Source organism: Serratia sp. 506_PEND (assembly GCF_001076875.1).
Lineage (GTDB): Bacteria > Pseudomonadota > Gammaproteobacteria > Enterobacterales > Enterobacteriaceae > Serratia > Serratia marcescens.
Genome location: NZ_JVEL01000457.1, coordinates 24227 through 44859, shown reverse-complemented (window position 1 = coordinate 44859; position 20633 = coordinate 24227). Strand labels below are relative to the sequence as shown.

Here is a 20633-nt window from a genome sequence, read left to right as displayed (position 1 = left end):
GCTTATGCGGTGCGGTTCAACCAGGCCATGTACTCTTTCACGCCTTCGGCGACCGTTTTGAACGGTGCGTCGTAGCCGGCGGCGCGCAGCTTGGTCAGATCGGCCTGGGTGTACGCCTGATAGCGGCCTTTCAGCTTCTCCGGGAACTCGATGTATTCCACAGCGCCTTTCTGGTGGAAGTCCACCACCGCATCGGCTACCGCCTGGAAGGTTTCCGCTCGGCCGGTGCCGCAGTTGAAGATGCCGGATTTGCCGGTTTCCCAGAACCACAGGTTAACCGCCGCCACGTCGCCGACGTAGATGAAGTCACGCTTGAAGTTTTCGCTGCCGGCGAACAGTTTCGGGTTTTCGCCGCGGTTGATCTGGGTATTCAGGTGGAAGGCGACGCTGGCCATGCTGCCTTTGTGGCCTTCGCGCGGGCCATAAACGTTGAAGTAGCGGAAGCCGCAGATCTGCGAGTCCGCTTCCGGCAGGATCTCGCGCACGTACTGATCGAACAGGAATTTGGAGTAGCCGTACACGTTGAGCGGCGCTTCATACTCACGCTCTTCGATGAACTCTTCGCGGCCGCCGTAAGTGGCGGCGGAGGAGGCATACAAGAACGGGATTTCGCGATCCAGGCAGTAGTGCAGCAGATCTTTGGAGTACTGATAGTTATTGTCCATCATGTACTTGCCGTCCCACTCGGTGGTCGCGGAGCAGGCGCCTTCGTGGAACACCGCTTCGATATCGCCCAGATCGTCGCCGGCCACGATGCTGGCGATAAAGTCTTCTTTATCGATATAGTCGGCGATGTCCAGATCGACCAGGTTGACGAACTTGGTGCCGTCTTTCAGGTTATCCACCACCAGGATATCGCGATATCCCTTGTCGTTCAGTGCCTTAATGATGTTGCTGCCGATCATGCCGGCGCCGCCTGTGACGATAATCATTGGGTTACCCCTGCTAAGCTGCCTGGCGGGGCACAATGCCCCACGCTCAATGGCGGTTATAATAGCATTTCATGCCGCGGCAAACAGCGGAAGGGCTCCGAATATCCCGCATTGCCATTGAAGTCCGCCGTTTGCCGTGATATCTGCTGCAATTTTAATATTCTCTCCCGCGCATTCTCGTCAGTTTGGTTACAAATCAGTAAAATATGCCGCAAATAGCCCAATCCTGGAGATAACCGAATGTCAGCGTCTTTTTATCAGCAGTTGGAACAACAGCTTGCCGCCACGCGCAGTGAAGGGCTGTTCAAGGAAGAACGCATCATCACCTCCGCGCAACAGGCGGATATCGCCGTCGCCGACGGCAGCCATGTGATCAACTTCTGCGCCAATAACTACCTGGGCCTGGCCAACCACCCGGCGCTGATCGCCGCCGCCAAGTCTGGCATGGACAGCCACGGTTTCGGCATGGCGTCGGTGCGTTTCATCTGCGGCACCCAGGACAGCCACAAGCAGCTGGAACAGAAACTGGCGGCCTTTTTGGGCATGGAAGACGCGATCCTGTACTCCTCTTGCTTCGACGCCAACGGCGGGCTGTTCGAAACCCTGCTCGGCCCGGAAGACGCCATTATCTCCGATGCGCTGAACCACGCGTCGATCATCGACGGCGTGCGCCTGTGCAAGGCCAAGCGCTATCGCTATGCCAATAACGACATGACCGAGCTGGCCGCGCAGCTGAAGCAGGCCAAAGCCGACGGCGCGCGTCACATTCTGATCGCCACCGACGGCGTCTTCTCGATGGACGGCGTGATCGCCAACCTGAAAGGGGTTTGCGATCTGGCGGACGAATACCAGGCGCTGGTGATGGTGGATGACTCTCACGCGGTGGGCTTTGTCGGCGCCAACGGGCGCGGCACCCATGAATACTGCGAAGTGATGGGCCGCGTCGATATCATCACCGGTACGTTAGGCAAAGCGCTGGGCGGCGCGTCCGGCGGCTACACCGCCGCCAAGAAAGAAGTGGTGGAGTGGCTGCGCCAGCGTTCGCGCCCGTACCTGTTCTCCAACTCGCTGGCGCCGGCGATCGTCGCCGCGTCGATCAAAGTGCTGGAACTGCTGGAAGAGGGCGATGCCCTGCGCGATCGCCTGTGGGCCAACGCGCGTCTGTTCCGCGAAAAAATGACCGCCGCCGGCTTCACGTTGGCCGGCGCCGATCACGCCATCATCCCGGTGATGCTGGGTGAGGCGAAGCTGGCGCAGGAATTCGCCAATGCGTTGCTCAAGGAAGGCATCTATGTGACCGGTTTCTTCTATCCGGTGGTGCCGAAAGGCCAGGCGCGCATCCGTACCCAGATGTCCGCCGACCACACCCCGGAGCAAATCGAACGCGCAGTGGCGGCGTTTACACGTATCGGTAAGGATCTTGGCGTTATTGCATAAGGTAAAACCATGAAAGCACTGTCAAAACTGAAAGCGGAAGAAGGGATTTGGATGACCGACGTGCCTCAGCCGGAGCTGGGCCACAACGACATCATGATCAAAATCCGCAAAACCGCGATCTGCGGCACCGATGTGCATATCTACAACTGGGACGAGTGGTCGCAAAAAACCATTCCGGTTCCGATGGTGGTCGGCCATGAATATGTGGGCGAAGTGGTGGCGATCGGTCAGGAAGTCAAAGGCTTCAGCATCGGCGATCGCGTGTCCGGCGAAGGCCACATCACCTGCGGGCACTGCCGCAACTGCCGCGGCGGCCGCACGCACCTGTGCCGCAACACCGTCGGCGTGGGCGTGAACCGTCCGGGCAGCTTCGCGGAATACCTGGTGATCCCGGCGTTCAACGCCTTCAAGATCCCGGATAACATCTCCGACGAGCTGGCTTCGATCTTCGATCCGTTCGGTAACGCGGTGCACACCGCACTGTCGTTCGATCTGGTCGGGGAAGACGTGCTGGTGTCCGGCGCCGGCCCGATCGGCATCATGGCGGCGGCGGTGTGCAAACACGTCGGCGCTCGCCATGTGGTGATCACCGATGTTAACGAATACCGCCTGGAACTGGCGCGCAAGATGGGCGTGACCCGTGCGGTGAACGTCAGCAAGGAAAACCTCAGCGACGTGATGGCCGAGCTGGGCATGACCGAAGGGTTCGACGTCGGTTTGGAAATGTCCGGCGCGCCGCCGGCGTTCCGCACGCTGCTTAATGCGATGAACCACGGCGGGCGTATCGCCATGCTGGGCATTCCGCCTTCGGATATGTCGATCGACTGGAATCAGGTGATTTTCAAAGGGCTGTTTATCAAAGGGATTTACGGCCGTGAAATGTTCGAAACCTGGTACAAGATGGCGGCGCTGATCCAGTCCGGTCTGGATTTGACTCCGATCATCACCCACCGTTTCTCGATCGACGAGTTCCAGCAGGGCTTCGACGCCATGCGCTCCGGCAAGTCGGGCAAAGTGGTGCTGAGCTGGGATTAATCTCGGCAAATGTGAAAAGGGCCGGAATTCCGGCCCTTTTTTATGCTTGCGGTTTGGCTTGCGTCCAGTGTTGCCAATGACGCTTGATGAAGTTCACCGGCGGCGAGGTGGCAATGCTGTCGGCGATAACGCCCAGCGCGGTGCCGGCGTTGGTTTTTTCCTTCGGCGGTTTGACCTTGCACTGCTTGATGCCGCCGCTGAACGGATTCTTCGGCTGCGGTTTTTGCGGTTTGACCGGCGGCGGGACGTAGCTGCCACCGCCGTTGCCCTGCGGTTCGTTCAGCAGCGCGCTCGGTTTGACCAGCACGATATCGGCGGGCAGCGACGGCAGCATCTGCTGCAGCACCTTCACCGTCGCCGGGCGCGGGTGGCCGATGGCGATGGCGGATCCGTTGCGCCGCGCCAATTCGACCGCGCGGTTGAACTGGCGGCGGATGTCGGCTTCGTTCGCGGTATCGTCGAGGAACACCCTGCGTTTGATCACCTTCACGCCGGTGCCGGCCGCGGCGCGGGTCGCCTGGCTGCTGCCGATGGTCATGCTGTCGAGGAAGTACAGGCGGTAGCTTTCGAGCGCCTGCATCACTTTCTGCATGCCCGGCAGGCTGGAGGTCATGGCGCTGCCCATGTGGTTGTTCATGCCGACCGCGTAAGGCACGTTGTTCACCGCGTTGCGGATGATGCGCTGGATCTCGTCGCTGCTCATGGCGGGCTGTAGGGTATCGCGCTCCAGCGGCTGCTTGCTGAGCGGCGCCATCGGCATGTGGATCAAGACTTCGCGGCCCTGGCTGTGGGCGCGGGTGGCCATCAGGCGAGCATGCGGCGCGTTGGGCAAGACTGCGACCGAGATCGCCGTCGGCATTTGCAGCACCGCGTTTTCTTCGTGAGGGCGGTAGCCCACGTCATCGATGACGATGGAGAGTTTTCCTGCCTGCGCAGCGTAAGCCTGCAGCAGACAGCCGATTAACAAAGCTGTACGGGTTTTGACATAACGCAAATCTATCTTCCCAACCACGGCAGTGGGTTAACCGCCTGTCCCTGACGACGGATTTCGAAATAGAGCGACGGCGTTCCCTGGCCGCCGCTGGTGCCGACCAGTGCGATCGGCTGGCCGGCGCGCACCTGCGCCCCGACGTTGACCAACGCGCTTTGGTTGTAGCCGTACACGCTCATGTCGCCTTTACCGTGTTCGACCACCACCATCAGGCCATAGCCTTGCAGCCAGTCGGCCAGCAGCACGCGGCCATCGGCGACGGCTTTCACTTCGCTGCCTTCGCGGGCTTCGATCACCATGCCTTTCCAGCGTAGCTCGCCCTGCTGCTGCTCGCCAAAGCCGTGCAGCGTGCGGCCGCGCACCGGCCACATCAGCTGGCCGGCCGGACGGCCGAGGCCGCCGGTTCGCGCCATCAGCGAGCGATCGGCTTCGCTAGGTTTGTAGGTGGTGCCGGTTTTCTTCGCCTGCTGTTCCTTGATGCGCACCTGTTCGCGCACTTTGGCCGCTTCACGCGCTTCGCGTTCGGCGCGCGCACGGGCTTCGCGCTCCGCCCGAGCGATCTTGTCGCGCATGCGGGCTTCGTTTTGGCGCAGTTCCACCAGGCGTTGTTGGTCTTTTTCCAGCGAAGCTTCCAGCGCGGTCAGCGTTTTCTTGCGGGCGCCGCGCGCCTGCTCCAGCTTCTGCTGCTGTGTCTGTTGTTCGCTCAGTAAGGATTTTTGCTGGCCCTGTTTAGCCACCAGCGTGGTTTTTTGCTTCGCCAGCTCGGCGCGGGTCTGTTTCAACTCTTCGATGGTTTTCTGGCGCGCTTCATTCAGATAGCCGAAATAGGCCAGAATACGTTCGCTGCGCTGGCTTTCTTCACCGCTGAGGATCAGCTGCACGGCGCTGTGCTGCCCTTGTCGGAAGGCGGCGTCGAGCTGTTTGGCGAGGAGGTTTTGCTGGGTCGATTGCTGCTTTTGCAGTTTGGCTATCGAGGCGTTCAGGCCGGAAATGTCCTTGCCCAACTGGGTGAGCGTGCCCTGGGTGTCGCGCAACTGGCGGCTGGCTTGGGCGATGGTTTTTTCCTGTTGACGCAGCTGATCCTGCAGCGAGCTGCGTTGCTGTTGCTGCTGCTTCACCGCTTTTTCTTTCTCGGCGATGCTCTGCTGGATGTCTTTCAACTGGGATTTATTGTCTTCCGCCGCCTGGCCGGCGAGCGGCAACAGCAAGACGCCAGCGCAAAATACGCTGGCGCACATGGCGGTGAACGTCCTTGGCGCGGTGCGTTCAGGCAGCGGCCGGCTGCCTGCGTTTGCGCTTCGGGTTACCCTTGATAGTGCAAAAAACGCCTTCTCCCTCATGGAGAAGGATTATTCCACGATGAACAGCGGCTTACCAGTCATCTCTTGCGGGATTTCCATTCCCATCAGCGTTAACAGGGTTGGCGCGATGTCCGAAAGCTTGCCGCCTTCGACCGCGCGCGCCGGTTTGCCGACGTAAATCAGCGGCACCGGCAGGCTGGTGTGGGCGGTGTGCGCCTGGCCGGTGGCCGGATCGCGCATCTGCTCGGCGTTGCCGTGATCGGCGGTGATCAGCAGCTGACCGTCGACGTCGCGCACCGCGTCAACCACCTGAGCGATGCAGGCGTCCAGCGTTTCCACCGCTTTGACCGCCGCGTCATACACGCCGGTATGCCCCACCATGTCGCCGTTCGGGTAGTTGCAGATGATGGCGTCGTATTTGCCGCTGCGGATGGCGGTCAACAGTTTGTCGGTCAGTTCGGCGGCGCTCATCTCAGGCTGCAGATCGTAGGTGGCGACCTTCGGCGAATTGACCAGCACGCGGTCTTCCCCTTTGAACGGCGCTTCCACGCCGCCGTTATAGAAGAAGGTGACGTGGGCGTATTTTTCGGTTTCCGAGATGCGCAGCTGGGTTTTGTCGTGCTTCATCAGCCATTCGCCGAAGGTGTTGGCCAGCGACGCCGGCGGATAGGCGCAGGCGGTCGCGATGTCGGCGGCGTACTCGGTCAGCATCACGAAATCGCCGAACTGCACCTGTTTGGCGCGCGGGAAGCCGTCGAAATCCGCGTTCACGAAGGCGCGGGTGAGCTGGCGCGCGCGGTCAGCGCGGAAGTTCATGAAGATCAACGCATCGCCGTCCTGCATTGCGGCATCGGTCTCACCGGCGGCGCGGATCACGGTCGGTCTGACGAACTCGTCGTTTTCACCGCGCTGATAAGCGGCCTGCAGGCCGGCGACCGCATCGTCGGCCACGGAGTCGCCTTTGGCCGCGGTCAGCAGGTCATAGGCCAGCTGCACGCGATCCCAGCGGTTGTCGCGGTCCATCGCGTAGTAGCGGCCGATCAGCGAGGCGATGCGCCCGACGCCCAACGCGGCGAAGGCGTCGCGGCAGCGTTGCAGCGGGGCTTCGGCGCTGCGCGGCGGCGTGTCGCGCCCGTCGAGGAAGGCATGCAGATAAATAGCTTTGGCGCCGCGCTGAGCGGCCAGTTTAATCATGGCCAGGATGTGCTCGTCATGGCTGTGCACGCCGCCCGGCGACAGCAGGCCCATGATATGCACCGCCTTGCCGGCCGCCACGGCCTTATCCACGGCGGCGGTCAGCACCGGGTTGGTGAAGAAGTCGCCGTCGGCGATCGCTTTGTCCAACCGGGTCAGATCCTGGTACACGATGCGCCCGGCGCCCAGATTGACGTGGCCGACTTCGGAGTTGCCCATTTGCCCATCGGGCAGGCCGACATCCAGCCCGGAGGCGGCGATCAGCGTATGCGGCTGCTCCCGCCACAGACGATCCATCACCGGGGTGCCGGCGTTCAGGATCGCGTTGTCCTGCCGCTCTTCACGGTGGCCGTAACCGTCCAGGATCACCAGGACCATCGGTTTTTTGTTGTTCGACATTGCATTGACCTCTTATGAACTTTTTAAGCTGCGAATAGCCATGCGCCCGCCGCAAGCATGGCTATTCGCCCTCGAAAAACCGGCTGATTTTACATCGCCGCCGGCGAGAAATAGCCCAAAGAGATCAAGGTTGCGGCGAATCGCGCGGGCTTTTATGCTCTGACCTCGGGAATTTCTCAGCGCAGCCCGCAGTTTCTACAATCGCGCTTGCTTATTGGCTGTATTTGCCGCACTCGGCAGGTATACTCTGGAACCTTGACTTATTTATCCCTTAACTGACGGGAGTTGTTACACCCCATGCTGCAAGAAATTATGCCATTCGTAAGCAGACACCCGATTCTGAGCCTGGCTTGGATCGCTCTGCTGGTCGCCGTGATCGTCATGACTTTCAAAAGCCGTTTCTCCAAGGTCAAAGAGATCGCCCGCGGTGAAGCTATCCGCCTGATCAACAAAGAAGAAGCCGTGGTGGTCGACACCCGCAGCCGCGACGATTTCCGCCGTGGTCACCTGGCCAGCGCCATTAACCTGACCGCCAGCGAAATCAAAAGCGGCAGCCTGGGCGAGCTGGAAAAACACAAAGCGCAGCCGATCATCGTCGTATGCGCCAACGGCACCGCCTCCCGCGAGCCGGCGGAGAACCTGAGCAAGGCCGGTTTTGAAAAGGTGACGATGCTGAAAGACGGCATCGCCGGCTGGAGCGGAGAAAACCTGCCGCTGGTGCGCGGTAAGTAACCGTTTAACCTATTTGAGGTGGCAATCCATGGCTAACATTGATATCTACACCAAAGCGACCTGTCCGTTCTGCCATCGCGCCAAGGCGCTGTTGAACAGCAAGGGCGCGGCGTTTAACGAGATCGCCATCGACGGCGATAACGCCAAGCGCGAAGTGATGATCGAGCGCAGCGGGCGCACCACCGTGCCGCAGATTTTCATCGACGGCCGGCATATCGGCGGTTGTGATGATTTATATGAACTCGATGCTCGCGGCGGCCTGGATCCGCTGCTTTAAGCAGCTTGCCGGTTCACCGAGTGTCAATAAGGACGTTTAACCAAGGGTATTACTCACATGTCAGAACAAAACAGCACCGAAATGGCTTTCCAGATCCAACGTATCTATACCAAGGATATCTCCTTCGAAGCGCCGAACGCGCCGCAGGTTTTCCAGCAGGAATGGCAGCCGGAAGTTAAACTTGATCTGGATACCGCGTCCAGCCAGCTGGCTGACGAAGTGTATGAAGTGGTACTGCGCGTAACCGTGACGGCGACCCTGGGCGAAGAGACGGCGTTCCTGTGCGAAGTGCAACAGGCGGGCATCTTCTCGGTAGCAGGCATCGAAGGCACGCAGCTGGCGCATTGCCTGGGCGCATACTGCCCGAACATCCTGTTCCCGTATGCGCGCGAGTGCATCACCAGCCTGGTTTCCCGCGGCACCTTCCCGCAGCTGAACCTGGCACCGGTCAACTTTGACGCGCTGTTCATGAACTATCTGCAGCAGCAGGCGGAAGGCGAAGGTGCCGCACCACATCAGGATGCCTGATGAACACCGTCAATGCTTCAATGACTGTTATCGGTGCCGGCTCGTACGGCACCGCATTGGCCATTACGCTGGCGCGTAACGGCCATTCCGTGGTGCTGTGGGGGCATAACCCCGCGCAAATTCAAACGTTGCAGCACGATCGCTGCAATCAGGCGTTTCTGCCCGACGTTCCCTTCCCCGATACCCTGCTGCTTGAAGCCAATTTGGCGCGTGCGCTGGCCGCCAGCCGCGACGTGCTGGTGGTGGTGCCGAGCCACGTGTTCGGCGACGTGCTGCGCCAGCTGAAGCCGCATCTGCGCCCGGACGCCCGCATCGTGTGGGCCACCAAGGGATTGGAAGCGGAAACCGGTCGGTTGCTGCAGGACGTGGCGCGTGAGGCGCTGGGCGAGACGATCCCGCTGGCGGTGCTCTCCGGGCCGACGTTCGCCAAAGAGCTGGCCGCCGGCCTGCCGACGGCGATCGCGCTGGCGGCGACCGATGCGCAGTTCGCCGACGATCTGCAACAGCTGCTGCACTGCGGCAAGAGCTTCCGCGTCTACAGCAATCCCGACTTCATCGGCGTGCAGCTTGGCGGCGCGGTGAAGAACGTGATCGCCATCGGCGCCGGCATGTCCGACGGCATCGGTTTCGGCGCTAACGCCCGTACCGCGTTGATTACACGCGGGCTGGCGGAAATGAGCCGTCTGGGTTCTGCGCTGGGCGCCGATCCTTCGACGTTCATGGGCATGGCGGGGCTGGGGGATCTGGTGCTAACCTGCACGGACAACCAGTCGCGCAACCGTCGCTTCGGCATTATGCTGGGGCAGGGTAAAGGCGTGCAGGAAGCGCAGGACAGTATCGGTCAGGTGGTCGAGGGCTATCGCAATACCAAAGAGGTGTTGGCGTTGGCGCAGCGGCACGGTGTGGAAATGCCGATCACCGAACAGATTTATCAGGTGCTTTACTGCCACAAGGACGCCCGCGAAGCGGCGCTGAGCCTGCTGGGGCGAGCCCGAAAGGACGAAAAACCCAGCGCGTGACATAAAACGATATGTCGGGGCAGCTGAATGCTGACCCCGCAAATGACCTGGGCCGCTTCGCGCTACCGTGTGAAGCGGCCCGTTTGGCAAGGTAAAGGGGTATGTGATGTCGTCAGAAGAGTTGGAACAGGTCTGGAACAGCATTAAATCAGAAGCGCGAGCACTGGCTGATTGTGAACCGATGCTGGCCAGCTTTTTCCATGCGACGTTGCTCAAGCACGAGAATCTGGGCAGCGCGCTCAGCTATATGCTGGCCAACAAGCTGGCCACGCCGATCATGCCCGCCATCGCGGTGCGCGAGGTGGTGGAAGAGGCCTACAAGTCTGACAACCAGATGATCGTTTCGGCGGCGCGCGATATCCTCGCGGTGCGCCTGCGCGACCCGGCGGTCGATAAATACTCCACGCCGCTGCTTTACCTGAAGGGGTTCCATGCGCTGCAGGCTTACCGCATCGGTCACTGGCTGTGGCAGCAAGGGCGGCAGGCGCTGGCGATCTACCTGCAAAATCAAATTTCCGTCGCCTTCGGCGTGGACATCCACCCGGCGGCGACCATCGGTTGCGGCATCATGCTCGACCACGCCACCGGCATCGTGATCGGTGAAACGGCGGTGGTGGAGAACAACGTCTCTATCCTGCAGTCGGTCACCCTGGGCGGTACCGGTAAAACCAGCGGCGACCGTCATCCGAAAATCCGTGAAGGGGTGATGATTGGCGCAGGCGCCAAAATTCTCGGCAATATCGAAGTGGGCAAGGGCGCGAAGATCGGCGCGGGCTCGGTGGTCTTGCAGGCGATACCGCCGCACACCACCGCCGCCGGCGTGCCGGCGCGCATCGTCGGGCGGCCGGAGAGCGATACGCCGTCGATGGATATGGACCAATACTTCAACGGCACCAATCACGGCTTCGAGTACGGCGACGGCATTTGAACGCCGTTTGCGTATCCATTCAGGGGGAGCTTCGGCTCCCCCTGTGTTTTTCAGGCGGCGGTCAGCCCTGCTTAGGGAAGTTGGTGATATCGGTAACGATGTCGTCGATCGCCGCCTTGACGTCATCCGCCGTGACCGGCGTGCTGTCGTTGTTGACGGTTTTACCGTAGGCCTTGCGTACCACTTCCAGCACCGTTTTACCGGTATCCTGGTCGATCAACTCGCCTTCGATATACAGCGCGGTATTTTGCGTCCGGTGCCCGGTAGCCGCCATAGTGCTGGCAACCACCGCCGCGACAGGCACCACCTCATAGAACTTCATGTCTTCGTTTTCGGCCGAAACGGCGGTGATGGCGAGTTTGGCCACCAGAACGCGCGAGCCCGTCGGGCTTGGCAGAATGGTAAAGCGGTTCTGCAGCGCGGTTTTGATTCGCTGGGTCGCGTAGGCCTTAATCTTGTTCAGCGTGTCCTGGCTGACGCGCGCCGTGGGTTTCTCCGACGGGAAATAGACCACCGGTTGGAAATAGATGCCGCGATAGTTGGATTCCTTGTAGCTTGGATCTACCCAGCGCAGCGTTTTATGACCGCTTGGTGAGGTGGTTTCCTGCAGTTTGCTGTAATCGGACAAGAAGCCCGAATATTGCGACGTTTGGGTGACTTTGGACGAACAGCCCGCCAGCAACAGGCCCGCTGCCAGAACGGCCATGGCAACGCTCAAGCGTTGTTTTTTCATGTGGTTTCCTATGATGAGTGGTGATTACCCTTACAAAACATAGCGCATTATCTGCGCCTCATCGGGCATTTTCGGGGCCGGGCGTGCCCTGCTGCGGCCTTTTTTCAGGATCGTGATGCGCCGCCGGTTTTCGCCGCCAGTGCCGGTGATAAGGCGGCGAGCAAGGCGTCCGCTCTGACCAGCGCCTGGCGTTGCTCAGCTTGCCACCGGGGCAACAAGGGCCAGAGAGCCGCCTGATGTTCTGCCTGCAGGCACCAGATCTCCCGATCGTGCCAGTCACCGAGGGCGTTTTGCGCCGCTTTCAGGCTCGCCATCGCGGCGGGAGAGAGGGGAAGGCGCTGCGGATAGGCTTCAGCCGCGTAACGCAGGCGTTTTATCAGCAGCCGCAGGCGATGGCGATCGTAGCCGGTATCGGCCAATGCCCGGCGCAATTGCCGCTGCTGGCGCTGCAGGCGTCTATTCAGGCGGTGTTTGGCGCCGCGCCGCGCGGTGCGGCGAAAGCGGCGCGGCCAGGCGTGCAAAAGCGAGGGAAAGCCGATGAGCTGCGGATGAGCGAGCAGTTGACGGCAGCGGGCCTGAAGTTCGCTCTGGCGCGCGTTGGCCTGCCAATTGAGGCGATGACGCGCCAGCTCGGCGATCAGCACCTCGAGATCGCGCAGCGGCGTCGTGAGCTTGCCTAATTCGGCGGCGGCCCGATCGAGCCGGGTTGCGCCGGGGCAGCCGCGCAACGGACGCAGCAGGCTGCGAATGCGGCGCAGGCAGACGCGCAAGTCGTGCAGCGCTTCGCTGTCTTGCGCCTGTTGCAGCCGCAACAGCGCCTCGTTCAGCGCCGGTTCGAGCCGGCGAAACTGGGTGACAATCTCTGCGACGAAAGCCATGTGCCGTGCCTGGAAGGGGTTAACCTTTCCAGTATGGCGCGACGTTGCGAATTACGCCTTGATCAGCGCACCGGCATAGTCCAGCTGCCGCCAGGCTTCATACACCACTACCGATACGGCATTCGACAGGTTCATGCTGCGGCTTTGCGCCTGCATCGGGATGCGGATTTTTTGCTGCGCAGGCAGCGCATCGAGGATGTCGGCAGGCAACCCGCGCGTTTCCGGGCCGAACAGCAGGTAGTCGCCGGCCTGGTAGCTGACGGCGCTGTGCGCCGGCGTGCCCTTGGTGGTGAGGGCAAACAGCCGCTGCGGGTTTTCGGCGGCGAGAAAGGCGGCGTAATCGGCATGACGGCTAACGCGGGTGAACTCATGATAGTCCAGCCCGGCGCGGCGCAGGCGCTTGTCGTCCCACGGGAAACCCAGCGGTTCGATCAGGTGCAGATTAAAGCCGGTATTGGCGCACAGGCGGATGATATTGCCGGTATTGGGTGGAATTTCGGGTTCAAATAAAACGATGTTCAGCATGTTGCAGGCCCCTCGTGAACGAGGGGCGCAGGATAGCAAACTCTTACTGTTCTGTCTTAGACGATAGGCGTTGATGATGCAGCGGCAGCCACAGCACCAGCCGCAGACCGCCAAGCGGGCTGTCTTCGGCCTTCACCCAGCCGCGATGCTGATTGACCGCCGCCTCGACGATAGCCAGGCCAAGGCCGGTGCCGCCGGACTCACGGTCGCGCGCCTCATCGGTGCGGTAGAACGGACGGAAGATCTGCTCGCGGTCTTCGGCGCTGACGCCGGGGCCGTCGTCGTCAACCTGGATGGTCACGCCCTGATTGTCGGCGCTGAACGCCACGGCGATGCGGGTGTGTGAATACCGCAGGGCGTTGCGCACGATGTTTTCCAACGCGCTGTCCAGCGCGCTCGCGTTGCCGAACAGCGTCCACGGGCCGGGCGGCGCAGCGATCTCCAACTGCTTGCCCATCTGTTCGGCTTCGAAACGGGCGTTATCCAGCACGTCGGCCCACAGTTCGTTGGCCTTCAACTGCTCGCGCGCCAGCTCGCCCTTTTGCTGCCCGCGCGACAGCGCCAGCAGATCGTTGATCATCGAATCCAGCCGTTGCGCTTCGGTTTCGATGCGCGCCAGCTCGTGGCCTTCGCCGTGGCGGCGGCGCATCAGCGCGGTGGCCAACTGCAGGCGAGTCAGCGGCGTGCGCAGCTCGTGCGAGATGTCCGAGATCAACCGTTGCTGGGCGTTCATCATGCGTTCCAGCGCGCTGACCATCTGGTTGAAGCTGGCGCCGGTGGCCAGAAACTCCTGCGGGCCGGCCTCCAGTTCCGGATGCTGCTTCAGGTTGCCGCGCGCCACGTCATCGGCGGCGTTCTTCAGCTTGCGGGCCGGTTTCGCCAGGCTCCAGGCCAGCCACAGCAGCAGCGGGGCGCTGATCAGCATGGTGACGATCAGCAGCAGCAGCGGCCGGTCGAACATCAGGTTGATGAAATCGGATTGCGGGCTGTTGGCGGGACGGATCAGGTACAGCTGGTAGTTGTCTTCGCCGTCGCGCACCGCGAACGGCCCGACCAGCTCGACGCGGCCGTACTTTTTCTTCTTGGGATGATCCGAGTTGTCGGATTGGCCGATGAAGTTGCGGACGATCTGCATTTCGTTGCGCTGCGCGCCGATCACCCGGCCTTCGCTGGTGACCAGCAGCAGGCGCTGGCCCGGCGGCGCCCATTTGTCGATGGCGCGGAACAGGCGGCGCCACCACATCAGATCGTTGGCCGGATCGTTTTGCAACTCGGCCTCGACGTGCTGTTCCAGCATCAACCCCTGCCGCTGCTCGCTGTCGAGCAATGAGGTCATCTGGCGGGAGTCGAGCTTGGGCACCATCAGCACCAGCATTAGCACCAAGGCTAACGTGAACCAGAAAATGGCGAAGATGCGTGCCGTCAAACTGTTGATCATGTTGCAGATACCATCAAATAACCACGCCCGCGCAGGGTTTTGAACCACGGATGCCCGTCTTTGCGATCCGGCAGCTTACGCCGCAGGTTGGAGATATGCATGTCGATGGCGCGATCGAACGGGGTCAGGCGTTTGCCCAGCACTTCCTGGCTCAGCAGTTCGCGTGACACCACCTGGCCGAGATGCTGCGCCAGCAGATACAGCAGGGTGAACTCGGTGCCGGTCAGATCCAGCACCTGGCCGTCGAAGCTGGCCTCCTGGCGGCCGGGGTTCAGCTGCAGGCCATCGACATCCAGCGTCGGGGCGCCGCTGTCGACCTGCTGCTGCTGTTCGCTCCAGTTGGAACGGCGCAGAATGGCGCGAATGCGCGCGACCAGTTCGCGATCGTTGAAGGGTTTCGGCAGGTAATCATCGGCGCCCAGCTCCAGGCCCAACACGCGGTCCAGTTCGCTGCCGCGCGCGGTCAGCATGATGACCGGCGTCTGGTGATGTTGGCGCAGTTCTTTCAACGTATCGATGCCGTTTTTCTTCGGCATCATGATGTCGAGCAGCAGCAGATCGACGGAGCTGTCCAGCAGCGACAACGCCTGCTCGCCATCGTGCGCGACGACGATATTAAAACCTTCCATTTCAAGCAGTTCTTTTAACAGCGAGGTCAACTCGCGGTCGTCGTCAACTAACAGAATCTTGTTCATTATGATTTACCTCCAGACGCAAAATACGTCATCAACTGTTGCCATTCCATGACTTTACGTAGTTTTACATGCACTGACGCAGGTTTTCAGGTGTGGCGGTACACTGCTCCTCGTTGATTCGCAAAGTGAGAAAGCTTGAGGAGTTGAAATGCGTAAGGTGACCGCATTAGTTATGGCATCACTGCTGGCAATTGGTTCGACCGCTGCCTTCGCTGCCGACACTATACCGGACACAGCTCAACCTCCCGGCAACGACGCGATGACCCGAATACCCGGCCAGCACCATATGTTCGACGGTGTCAGCCTCAGCGAACAGCAGCGCCAGCAAATGCGCGATTTGATGCGCCAGGCCCGGCACGATCTGCCTGGTGTCAATGTAGCTGAAATGGAAGCCATGCATAAACTGGTGACCGCAGAGAAATTTGACGAAGCCGCCGTGTACGCCCAGGCGGAAAAGATGGCCCAACAGCAGGTCAAGCGCCAGGTCGAAATGGCCCGGGTGCGCAACCAAATGTATAACCTGCTGACGCCAGAGCAAAAAAGTGTTTTAGACCAGAAACATCAGCAGCGCATGCAGCAGATGGAGCAGCAAATTTCTGGTTTGCAGCAAGCTTCTGCCCAGAAGTGAAGTACGACTGAGTAGTCCCCTGTTTTTCCTTGCCATAGACACCATCCCTGTCTTCCCCGCCATGATGGCGGGGTTTTTTTTATCCGACATTTCGCTATATTGAGCGCCATACCTTTTGACCGGGATCCCTCAATGGAACAGCGCTATGCACGCCTGGTAAAGTCCGCTGCGTTGGCCGCTACCGCGCTGGCGTCGTCGCTGTTGTTGATCAAAATCGTCGCCTGGTACCACACCGGTTCTGTCAGTCTGCTGGCGGCGCTGGTGGATTCGCTGGTCGATATCGCGGCATCGCTGACCAACCTTCTGGTGGTGCGCTATTCGCTGCAGCCGGCCGATGCCGAGCACACCTTCGGCCACGGCAAAGCGGAGTCGCTGGCGGCGCTGGCGCAAAGCATGTTTATTTCCGGTTCCGCCCTGTTTCTGTTTCTCACCGGCTTCCAGCATCTGTATGCGCCGCAAACGCTGCGCGATCCCGGCGTTGGGGTCGTCGTGACGGTGATCGCGTTGGTCAGCACCCTGATGCTGGTCACCTATCAACGCTGGGTGGTCAGAAAAACGCGCAGCCAGGCCGTGCGCGCAGATATGCTGCATTATCAGTCAGATGTCATGATGAATGGTGCTATTCTTATCGCTCTTGGGCTAAGCTGGTACGGCTTCCAGCGCGCGGATGCGCTGTTTGCGCTGGGCATCGGCGTTTACATCCTGTATAGCGCGCTGCGCATGGGCTACGAAGCGGTGCAGTCGCTGTTGGATCGGGCGTTGCCGGATGACGAGCGCCAGGCGATTATCGCCGTGGTTTCCTCCTGGCCCGGGGTGAAAGGCGCGCACGATCTGCGCACGCGGCAGTCAGGGCCGACGCGTTTTATCCAACTGCATCTTGAGATGGACGACACGCTGCCGCTGCGCGAGGCGCATCGGTTGGCCGATCAGGTGGAACAGGCGTTGCGGCACCGTTTTGCGGGGGCGGACGTCATCATTCACCTGGATCCATGCTCCGTGGTGCCGCCGGGTAGGCAGGGGCATTGGGAGCTATAATCAGATAGAGGCACAGATCGAAGTATTATCATGAATATCTGAGTTAGCTCAGCGTGCCATGCGGTGTTTTAACCGTTATATTGCGTGACTTGAATCAATTCAGCTGGGTGTTTTTGATATAATATCCAGCAATAAGCCATAAAGCTGGTTTTCTGCAGCCGGAGAGGTTTCAAGACGATCGGCGGAGACAGAATTCTTAAGAAATTGCATCTACACAGTTCAGAGGTAGTCATGATCAAGAAAATCGGTGTACTGACGAGCGGCGGTGATTCGCCGGGTATGAACGCTGCAATCCGCGGCGTTGTGCGTTCTGCGCTTTCAGAAGGTCTGGAAGTTTTTGGTATTTACGATGGCTACCTTGGCTTGTACGAAGATCGCATGGAGCAGCTGGACCGTTATAGCGTGTCCGACATGATCAACCGCGGCGGCACCTTCCTCGGCTCGGCCCGCTTCCCGGAATTCAGGGATGAAAACGTGCGCGCCAAGGCGATTGAAAACCTGAAGAATCGCGGCATCGACGCGCTGGTGGTGATCGGCGGCGACGGTTCCTACATGGGCGCCAAACGCCTGACGGAAGAAGGCTTCCCGTGCATCGGTCTGCCGGGCACCATCGATAACGATGTCGCCGGTACCGACTACACCATCGGTTACTTCACCGCGCTGGAAACCGTGGTGGAAGCGATCGACCGCCTGCGCGATACCTCCTCGTCGCACCAGCGTATCTCCATCGTGGAAGTGATGGGCCGTTACTGCGGCGATCTGACGCTGGCGGCGGCGATTGCCGGCGGCTGCGAGTTCATCGTGCTGCCTGAAATCGAATTCAACCGCGAAGATCTGGTGTGCGAAATCAAGGCCGGTATCGCCAAAGGCAAAAAACACGCCATCGTGGCGATCACCGAGCACATCTGCGACATCGATGAGCTGGCGCGCCACATTGAGCAGGAAACCAAGCGTGAAACCCGCGCCACCGTGCTGGGCCACATTCAGCGCGGCGGTTCGCCGGTCGCCTATGACCGCATCCTGGCCTCGCGCATGGGCGCCTACGCCATCGAACTGCTGCTGCAGGGGTACGGCGGCCGCTGCGTCGGTATCCAGAACGAAAAGATGGTGCATCACGACATCATCGACGCGATCGAAAACATGAAGCGTCCGTTCAAGGGCGACTGGCTGGAAACGGCGAAAAAGCTGTACTGATTCGCCGCTCACCGCGCGCTGAAAGCCTCCGCTTGCGGGGGCTTTTTTATGCTCACCGGCGACATATTCCAGAATCATCTAGCCCAAAATTTTTTATTCTTTAATTGCCGGGAAAGTTTCTGGCAGGCTCTGATGCTAAATCAACCGATTGAGGTTGCGTTAATTTTCTGGGAGAGCCTGTCGATGCGTAAATGGGGTGTAGGTCTGACATTGGTGCTGTTGGCGTCCGGCGCCATGGCGAAGGATATTCAGTTGCTGAACGTGTCATACGATCCGACGCGTGAGTTCTATCAGGCTTACAACACGGCGTTCAGCAAGCACTACCAGGCGGAAACCGGCGACAAGGTGACGGTGCGCCAGTCGCACGGCGGTTCCGGCAAACAGGCGACCTCGGTGATCAACGGCATCGAGGCTGACGTGGTGACGCTGGCGCTGGCCTATGACGTCGACGCCATCGCCGAACGCGGGCGCATCGAGAAAGACTGGATCAAACGCCTGCCGGACAACTCGGCGCCTTACACCTCGACCATCGTCTTCCTGGTGCGCAAAGGCAACCCGAAACAGATTCATGACTGGCCTGATTTGATCAAGCCGGGCGTGTCGGTGATCACTCCGAATCCGAAAACTTCCGGCGGCGCCCGCTGGAACTACCTGGCCGCCTGGGGCTACGCGTTGCATCACAATAACAACGATAAGGCCAAGGCGCAGGACTTCGTCAAAAACCTGTACAAGAACGTTGAGGTGCTGGATTCCGGCGCACGCGGCTCGACCAACACCTTCGTTGAGCGCGGCATCGGCGACGTGTTGATCGCCTGGGAAAACGAAGCGCTGCTGGCGGAGAAAGAGCTGGGCAAAGACAAGTTCGAGATTATTACGCCGAGCGAATCGATCCTGGCCGAACCGACGGTGTCGGTGGTGGATAAGGTGGTCGATAAACGCGGTACCCGCGAGGTGGCGACCGCCTACCTGAAGTATCTGTATTCACCGGAAGGGCAGACTATTGCGGCGCAGAACTATTATCGCCCGCGCGATGCGGCGGTGGCGGCCAAGTTCGCCGGGCAGTTCCCGCAGCTGAAGTTGTTCACCGTGGATGACACTTTCGGCGGCTGGACCGAAGCGCAGAAGGTGCACTTCGCCACCGGCGGCGTATTCGACGAAATCAGCAAACGTTGATGCCGTTTAAGCGGCAATAAAAAACCCCGGCAAGCCGGGGTTTTTTTATGGCAAGCCTAGGGCAGTCAGGCTTTTTTCGCTGCGGCGGCGGCTTTGACGATCACGGCGAAAGCGTCGGCTTTCAGCGAGGCGCCGCCAACCAGCGCGCCATCGATGTCCGGCTGGGAGAACAGCTCTGCGGCGTTCTTGTCGTTCACCGAACCGCCGTACTGGATGATGATTTCAGCGGCAACCGCGGCATCGTGCTTGGCGATGTGATCGCGGATAAATTTGTGCACGGCCTGCGCCTGCGCAGGGGTGGCGGATTTGCCGGTACCGATGGCCCAGACCGGCTCATAGGCGATCACGGTGCCTTTCATCGCCGGTGCGCCCAGCGTTTTCAGCACGGCGTCGATCTGGCGCGCGCACACTTCTTCAGTTTTGCCCGCGGCGTTTTCCGCTTCGGTTTCACCGATGCACAGCACCGGGATCAGGCCGGCTTCTTTCAGCACGGCGAATTTCTCGGCGATGACTTCGTCGCTTTCTTTGTGGTAGGTGCGACGCTCGGAGTGGCCGATGATGATGTACTGAGCGCCGACGTCTTTCAGCATGTTGGCGGAAACTTCACCGGTGAAGGCGCCGGACAGGTTAACGTCCACGTTCTGCGCGCCCAGCGCGATGCGGCTGCCGGCCAGCGCGTGCTTGGCCTGATCCAGATACATCACCGGCGGGGCGATGGCGACGCCACAGCCGTCAACGCTGCTCAGCTCATTGCGCAGACCGGCGATCAGTTCGTTGACCATGTGAGTGCTGCCGTTAAGCTTCCAGTTACCCATAACTAATGGATGACGCATGTTTTTTCCTCCAACTAGGGAACGCGAGAGTCGAAATGACAACTGCCGGACCGGCAGTTTACCTGCCCAACAGTATAGAGATCATTAAGCGCGAAGGCTTTGCTTTTCGTCATTAAATGCCGCGCCGTTACGGCTCGGAAAGCGCCAGCTTAATCGGTTCAACCGCGAAGGTTACGCCTTTATCGCCGTTGTCCGAGACGACATAGCGAATGGCGCCGACCTGCTGTTGGTAAAAGCGCGATCCTTTGCCTTTTTCCAGCAGGCTGTTCACCTTGTTCTGGCTCTGCTCCACCGTCAACGCCGGTTCGAACTGGCGCATCAGCGCCGCCATGTAGTTGATGGCGATGGCGCGCGCGGCTTTTTCTTCATTGGCCTGTTGCAGCGGCAGGTGAGTGATCTGCAACGTTTTGATTTTGCCGGTGCCTTTCTCCAGCGCGGTGGAGGCATACAGGTTTTCGTTGAGTTTGCTGGCGGCGCGCGTCAGCAGCGGCGAATCGTCTTCGGTGGCCGGAATGGCGCGGAATTCGCCAATCGGCAGCTTCGGGTTGTCGCGATTGTATTTTTCGCGGAATTTGACCACCGTCAGATCGAACGTCGGCGCGCCGGCCAGCAGGTAAGGTGCGGCGGGCGTTGCATCGGCGGGCGGCGGATTGGCCCAGGCGCTGGCGGCGGCCTGCAACAGACAGGCAATGACGAGGGTTTTTCTCAGCATGGCGTATGGCATCAAG

Annotated in this window: 22 protein-coding genes; 11 read left to right on the top strand and 11 right to left on the bottom strand. The window is 60.3% G+C overall.

Translation table 11 applies throughout. The annotated features are described in order from the left end of the window. Nucleotides 1-2 precede the first annotated feature (2 nt). Nucleotides 3-932 (bottom strand): ADP-glyceromanno-heptose 6-epimerase, encoded by a 930-nt coding sequence (gene rfaD, locus ADK28_RS18160; RefSeq protein WP_016929696.1) that lies wholly within the window; start codon nt 930-932, stop codon nt 3-5. 240 nt (nt 933-1172) lie between these two features. Here rfaD and kbl point away from each other — a divergent pair, with 240 nt between their 5' ends. Both kbl and tdh read left to right on the top strand, forming a co-directional pair. Further along, nucleotides 1173-2369, top strand: coding sequence for a glycine C-acetyltransferase (kbl, locus tag ADK28_RS18155; protein WP_004931154.1), 1197 nt, complete (start codon nt 1173-1175; stop codon nt 2367-2369). 9 nt (nt 2370-2378) lie between these two features. Continuing rightward, complete coding sequence (tdh, locus tag ADK28_RS18150) at nt 2379-3404, top strand: L-threonine 3-dehydrogenase (RefSeq protein ID WP_016929697.1); 1026 nt, start codon at nt 2379-2381, stop codon at nt 3402-3404. A 40-nt stretch (nt 3405-3444) separates the two neighbouring features. Here tdh and ADK28_RS18145 read toward each other — a convergent pair whose 3' ends face one another. Genes ADK28_RS18145 through gpmM form a run of 3 tightly spaced genes read right to left on the bottom strand, consistent with a single transcriptional unit; the run spans nt 3445 to nt 7289 of the window. Next, nucleotides 3445-4398 carry a divergent polysaccharide deacetylase family protein gene (locus ADK28_RS18145; protein WP_048796312.1) on the bottom strand — a complete coding sequence of 318 codons (954 nt, stop codon included), beginning with the start codon at nt 4396-4398 and terminating at the stop codon, nt 3445-3447. A 2-nt stretch (nt 4399-4400) separates the two neighbouring features. Then, nucleotides 4401-5735 (bottom strand): murein hydrolase activator EnvC, encoded by a 1335-nt coding sequence (gene envC / locus ADK28_RS18140; RefSeq protein ID WP_028128084.1) that lies wholly within the window; start codon nt 5733-5735, stop codon nt 4401-4403. A gap of 9 nt (nt 5736-5744) precedes the next feature. Continuing rightward, entirely contained in the window at nt 5745-7289 is a 1545-nt protein-coding gene (gene gpmM, locus ADK28_RS18135; RefSeq protein ID WP_048796311.1) for a 2,3-bisphosphoglycerate-independent phosphoglycerate mutase, read from the bottom strand. A 297-nt stretch (nt 7290-7586) separates the two neighbouring features. Here gpmM and ADK28_RS18130 point away from each other — a divergent pair, with 297 nt between their 5' ends. The 5 genes from ADK28_RS18130 (at nt 7587) to cysE (ending at nt 10773) form a co-directional block, all read left to right on the top strand. After that, nucleotides 7587-8021, top strand: coding sequence for a rhodanese-like domain-containing protein (locus ADK28_RS18130; protein WP_016929700.1), 435 nt, complete (start codon nt 7587-7589; stop codon nt 8019-8021). 28 nt (nt 8022-8049) lie between these two features. Further along, nucleotides 8050-8298, top strand: coding sequence for a glutaredoxin 3 (grxC, locus tag ADK28_RS18125; protein WP_004931142.1), 249 nt, complete (start codon nt 8050-8052; stop codon nt 8296-8298). Between the two features lie 57 nt (nt 8299-8355). Continuing rightward, nucleotides 8356-8826 carry a protein-export chaperone SecB gene (gene secB / locus ADK28_RS18120; protein ID WP_004931139.1) on the top strand — a complete coding sequence of 157 codons (471 nt, stop codon included), beginning with the start codon at nt 8356-8358 and terminating at the stop codon, nt 8824-8826. Continuing rightward, on the top strand, nt 8826-9845 hold the full coding sequence (gene gpsA / locus ADK28_RS18115; protein WP_048796310.1) for an NAD(P)H-dependent glycerol-3-phosphate dehydrogenase: 1020 nt from the start codon (nt 8826-8828) through the stop codon (nt 9843-9845). The genes secB and gpsA overlap by 1 nt, the downstream gene beginning before the upstream one ends. Before the next feature lie 106 nt (nt 9846-9951). Then, nucleotides 9952-10773, top strand: a complete 822-nt coding sequence (gene cysE, locus ADK28_RS18110; protein WP_004931135.1) for a serine O-acetyltransferase — start codon at nt 9952-9954, stop codon at nt 10771-10773. Between the two features lie 61 nt (nt 10774-10834). On the opposite strand, the gene ADK28_RS18105 is transcribed toward cysE, so the two are convergent. From ADK28_RS18105 to cpxR, 5 genes are all read right to left on the bottom strand, one after another. Then, nucleotides 10835-11506: a DUF3313 domain-containing protein gene (locus ADK28_RS18105; RefSeq protein WP_033639138.1), complete on the bottom strand. Its 672-nt coding sequence runs from the start codon at nt 11504-11506 to the stop codon at nt 10835-10837. 104 nt (nt 11507-11610) lie between these two features. Beyond that, nucleotides 11611-12384: a CHAD domain-containing protein gene (locus ADK28_RS18100; protein ID WP_048796309.1), complete on the bottom strand. Its 774-nt coding sequence runs from the start codon at nt 12382-12384 to the stop codon at nt 11611-11613. Between the two features lie 51 nt (nt 12385-12435). After that, nucleotides 12436-12909, bottom strand: a complete 474-nt coding sequence (trmL, locus tag ADK28_RS18095; RefSeq protein ID WP_004931130.1) for a tRNA (uridine(34)/cytosine(34)/5-carboxymethylaminomethyluridine(34)-2'-O)-methyltransferase TrmL — start codon at nt 12907-12909, stop codon at nt 12436-12438. Between the two features lie 43 nt (nt 12910-12952). Beyond that, a complete protein-coding gene (cpxA, locus tag ADK28_RS18090; protein ID WP_015379421.1) occupies nt 12953-14347 on the bottom strand; it encodes an envelope stress sensor histidine kinase CpxA in 1395 nt (464 codons plus the stop codon). Next, entirely contained in the window at nt 14344-15042 is a 699-nt protein-coding gene (gene cpxR, locus ADK28_RS18085) for an envelope stress response regulator transcription factor CpxR (protein WP_004931124.1), read from the bottom strand. Before cpxR ends, cpxA begins: the two co-directional genes overlap by 4 nt. Before the next feature lie 148 nt (nt 15043-15190). On the opposite strand from cpxR, the gene cpxP reads away from it, so the two are divergent. The 4 genes from cpxP to ADK28_RS18065 all read left to right on the top strand — a co-directional run bounded on the left by cpxP (nt 15191) and on the right by ADK28_RS18065 (nt 19072). Beyond that, on the top strand, nt 15191-15670 hold the full coding sequence (gene cpxP, locus ADK28_RS18080) for a cell-envelope stress modulator CpxP (RefSeq protein ID WP_004931122.1): 480 nt from the start codon (nt 15191-15193) through the stop codon (nt 15668-15670). Between the two features lie 132 nt (nt 15671-15802). Continuing rightward, the gene (fieF, locus tag ADK28_RS18075; protein ID WP_033639141.1) at nt 15803-16705 is read left to right on the top strand and encodes a CDF family cation-efflux transporter FieF; all 903 of its coding nucleotides are present in this window, start codon (nt 15803-15805) and stop codon (nt 16703-16705) included. A gap of 231 nt (nt 16706-16936) precedes the next feature. Beyond that, a complete protein-coding gene (pfkA, locus tag ADK28_RS18070) occupies nt 16937-17899 on the top strand; it encodes a 6-phosphofructokinase (RefSeq protein WP_004931116.1) in 963 nt (320 codons plus the stop codon). Nucleotides 17900-18082: 183 nt separating this feature from the next. Next, nucleotides 18083-19072, top strand: coding sequence for a sulfate ABC transporter substrate-binding protein (locus ADK28_RS18065; protein WP_028128085.1), 990 nt, complete (start codon nt 18083-18085; stop codon nt 19070-19072). Nucleotides 19073-19137: 65 nt separating this feature from the next. On the opposite strand, the gene tpiA is transcribed toward ADK28_RS18065, so the two are convergent. Both tpiA and ADK28_RS18055 read right to left on the bottom strand, forming a co-directional pair. Beyond that, nucleotides 19138-19905 carry a triose-phosphate isomerase gene (tpiA, locus tag ADK28_RS18060; protein ID WP_004931113.1) on the bottom strand — a complete coding sequence of 256 codons (768 nt, stop codon included), beginning with the start codon at nt 19903-19905 and terminating at the stop codon, nt 19138-19140. Nucleotides 19906-20032: 127 nt separating this feature from the next. Next, the gene (locus tag ADK28_RS18055) at nt 20033-20617 is read right to left on the bottom strand and encodes a DUF1454 family protein (protein WP_016929709.1); all 585 of its coding nucleotides are present in this window, start codon (nt 20615-20617) and stop codon (nt 20033-20035) included. Nucleotides 20618-20633: the final 16 nt, after the last annotated feature.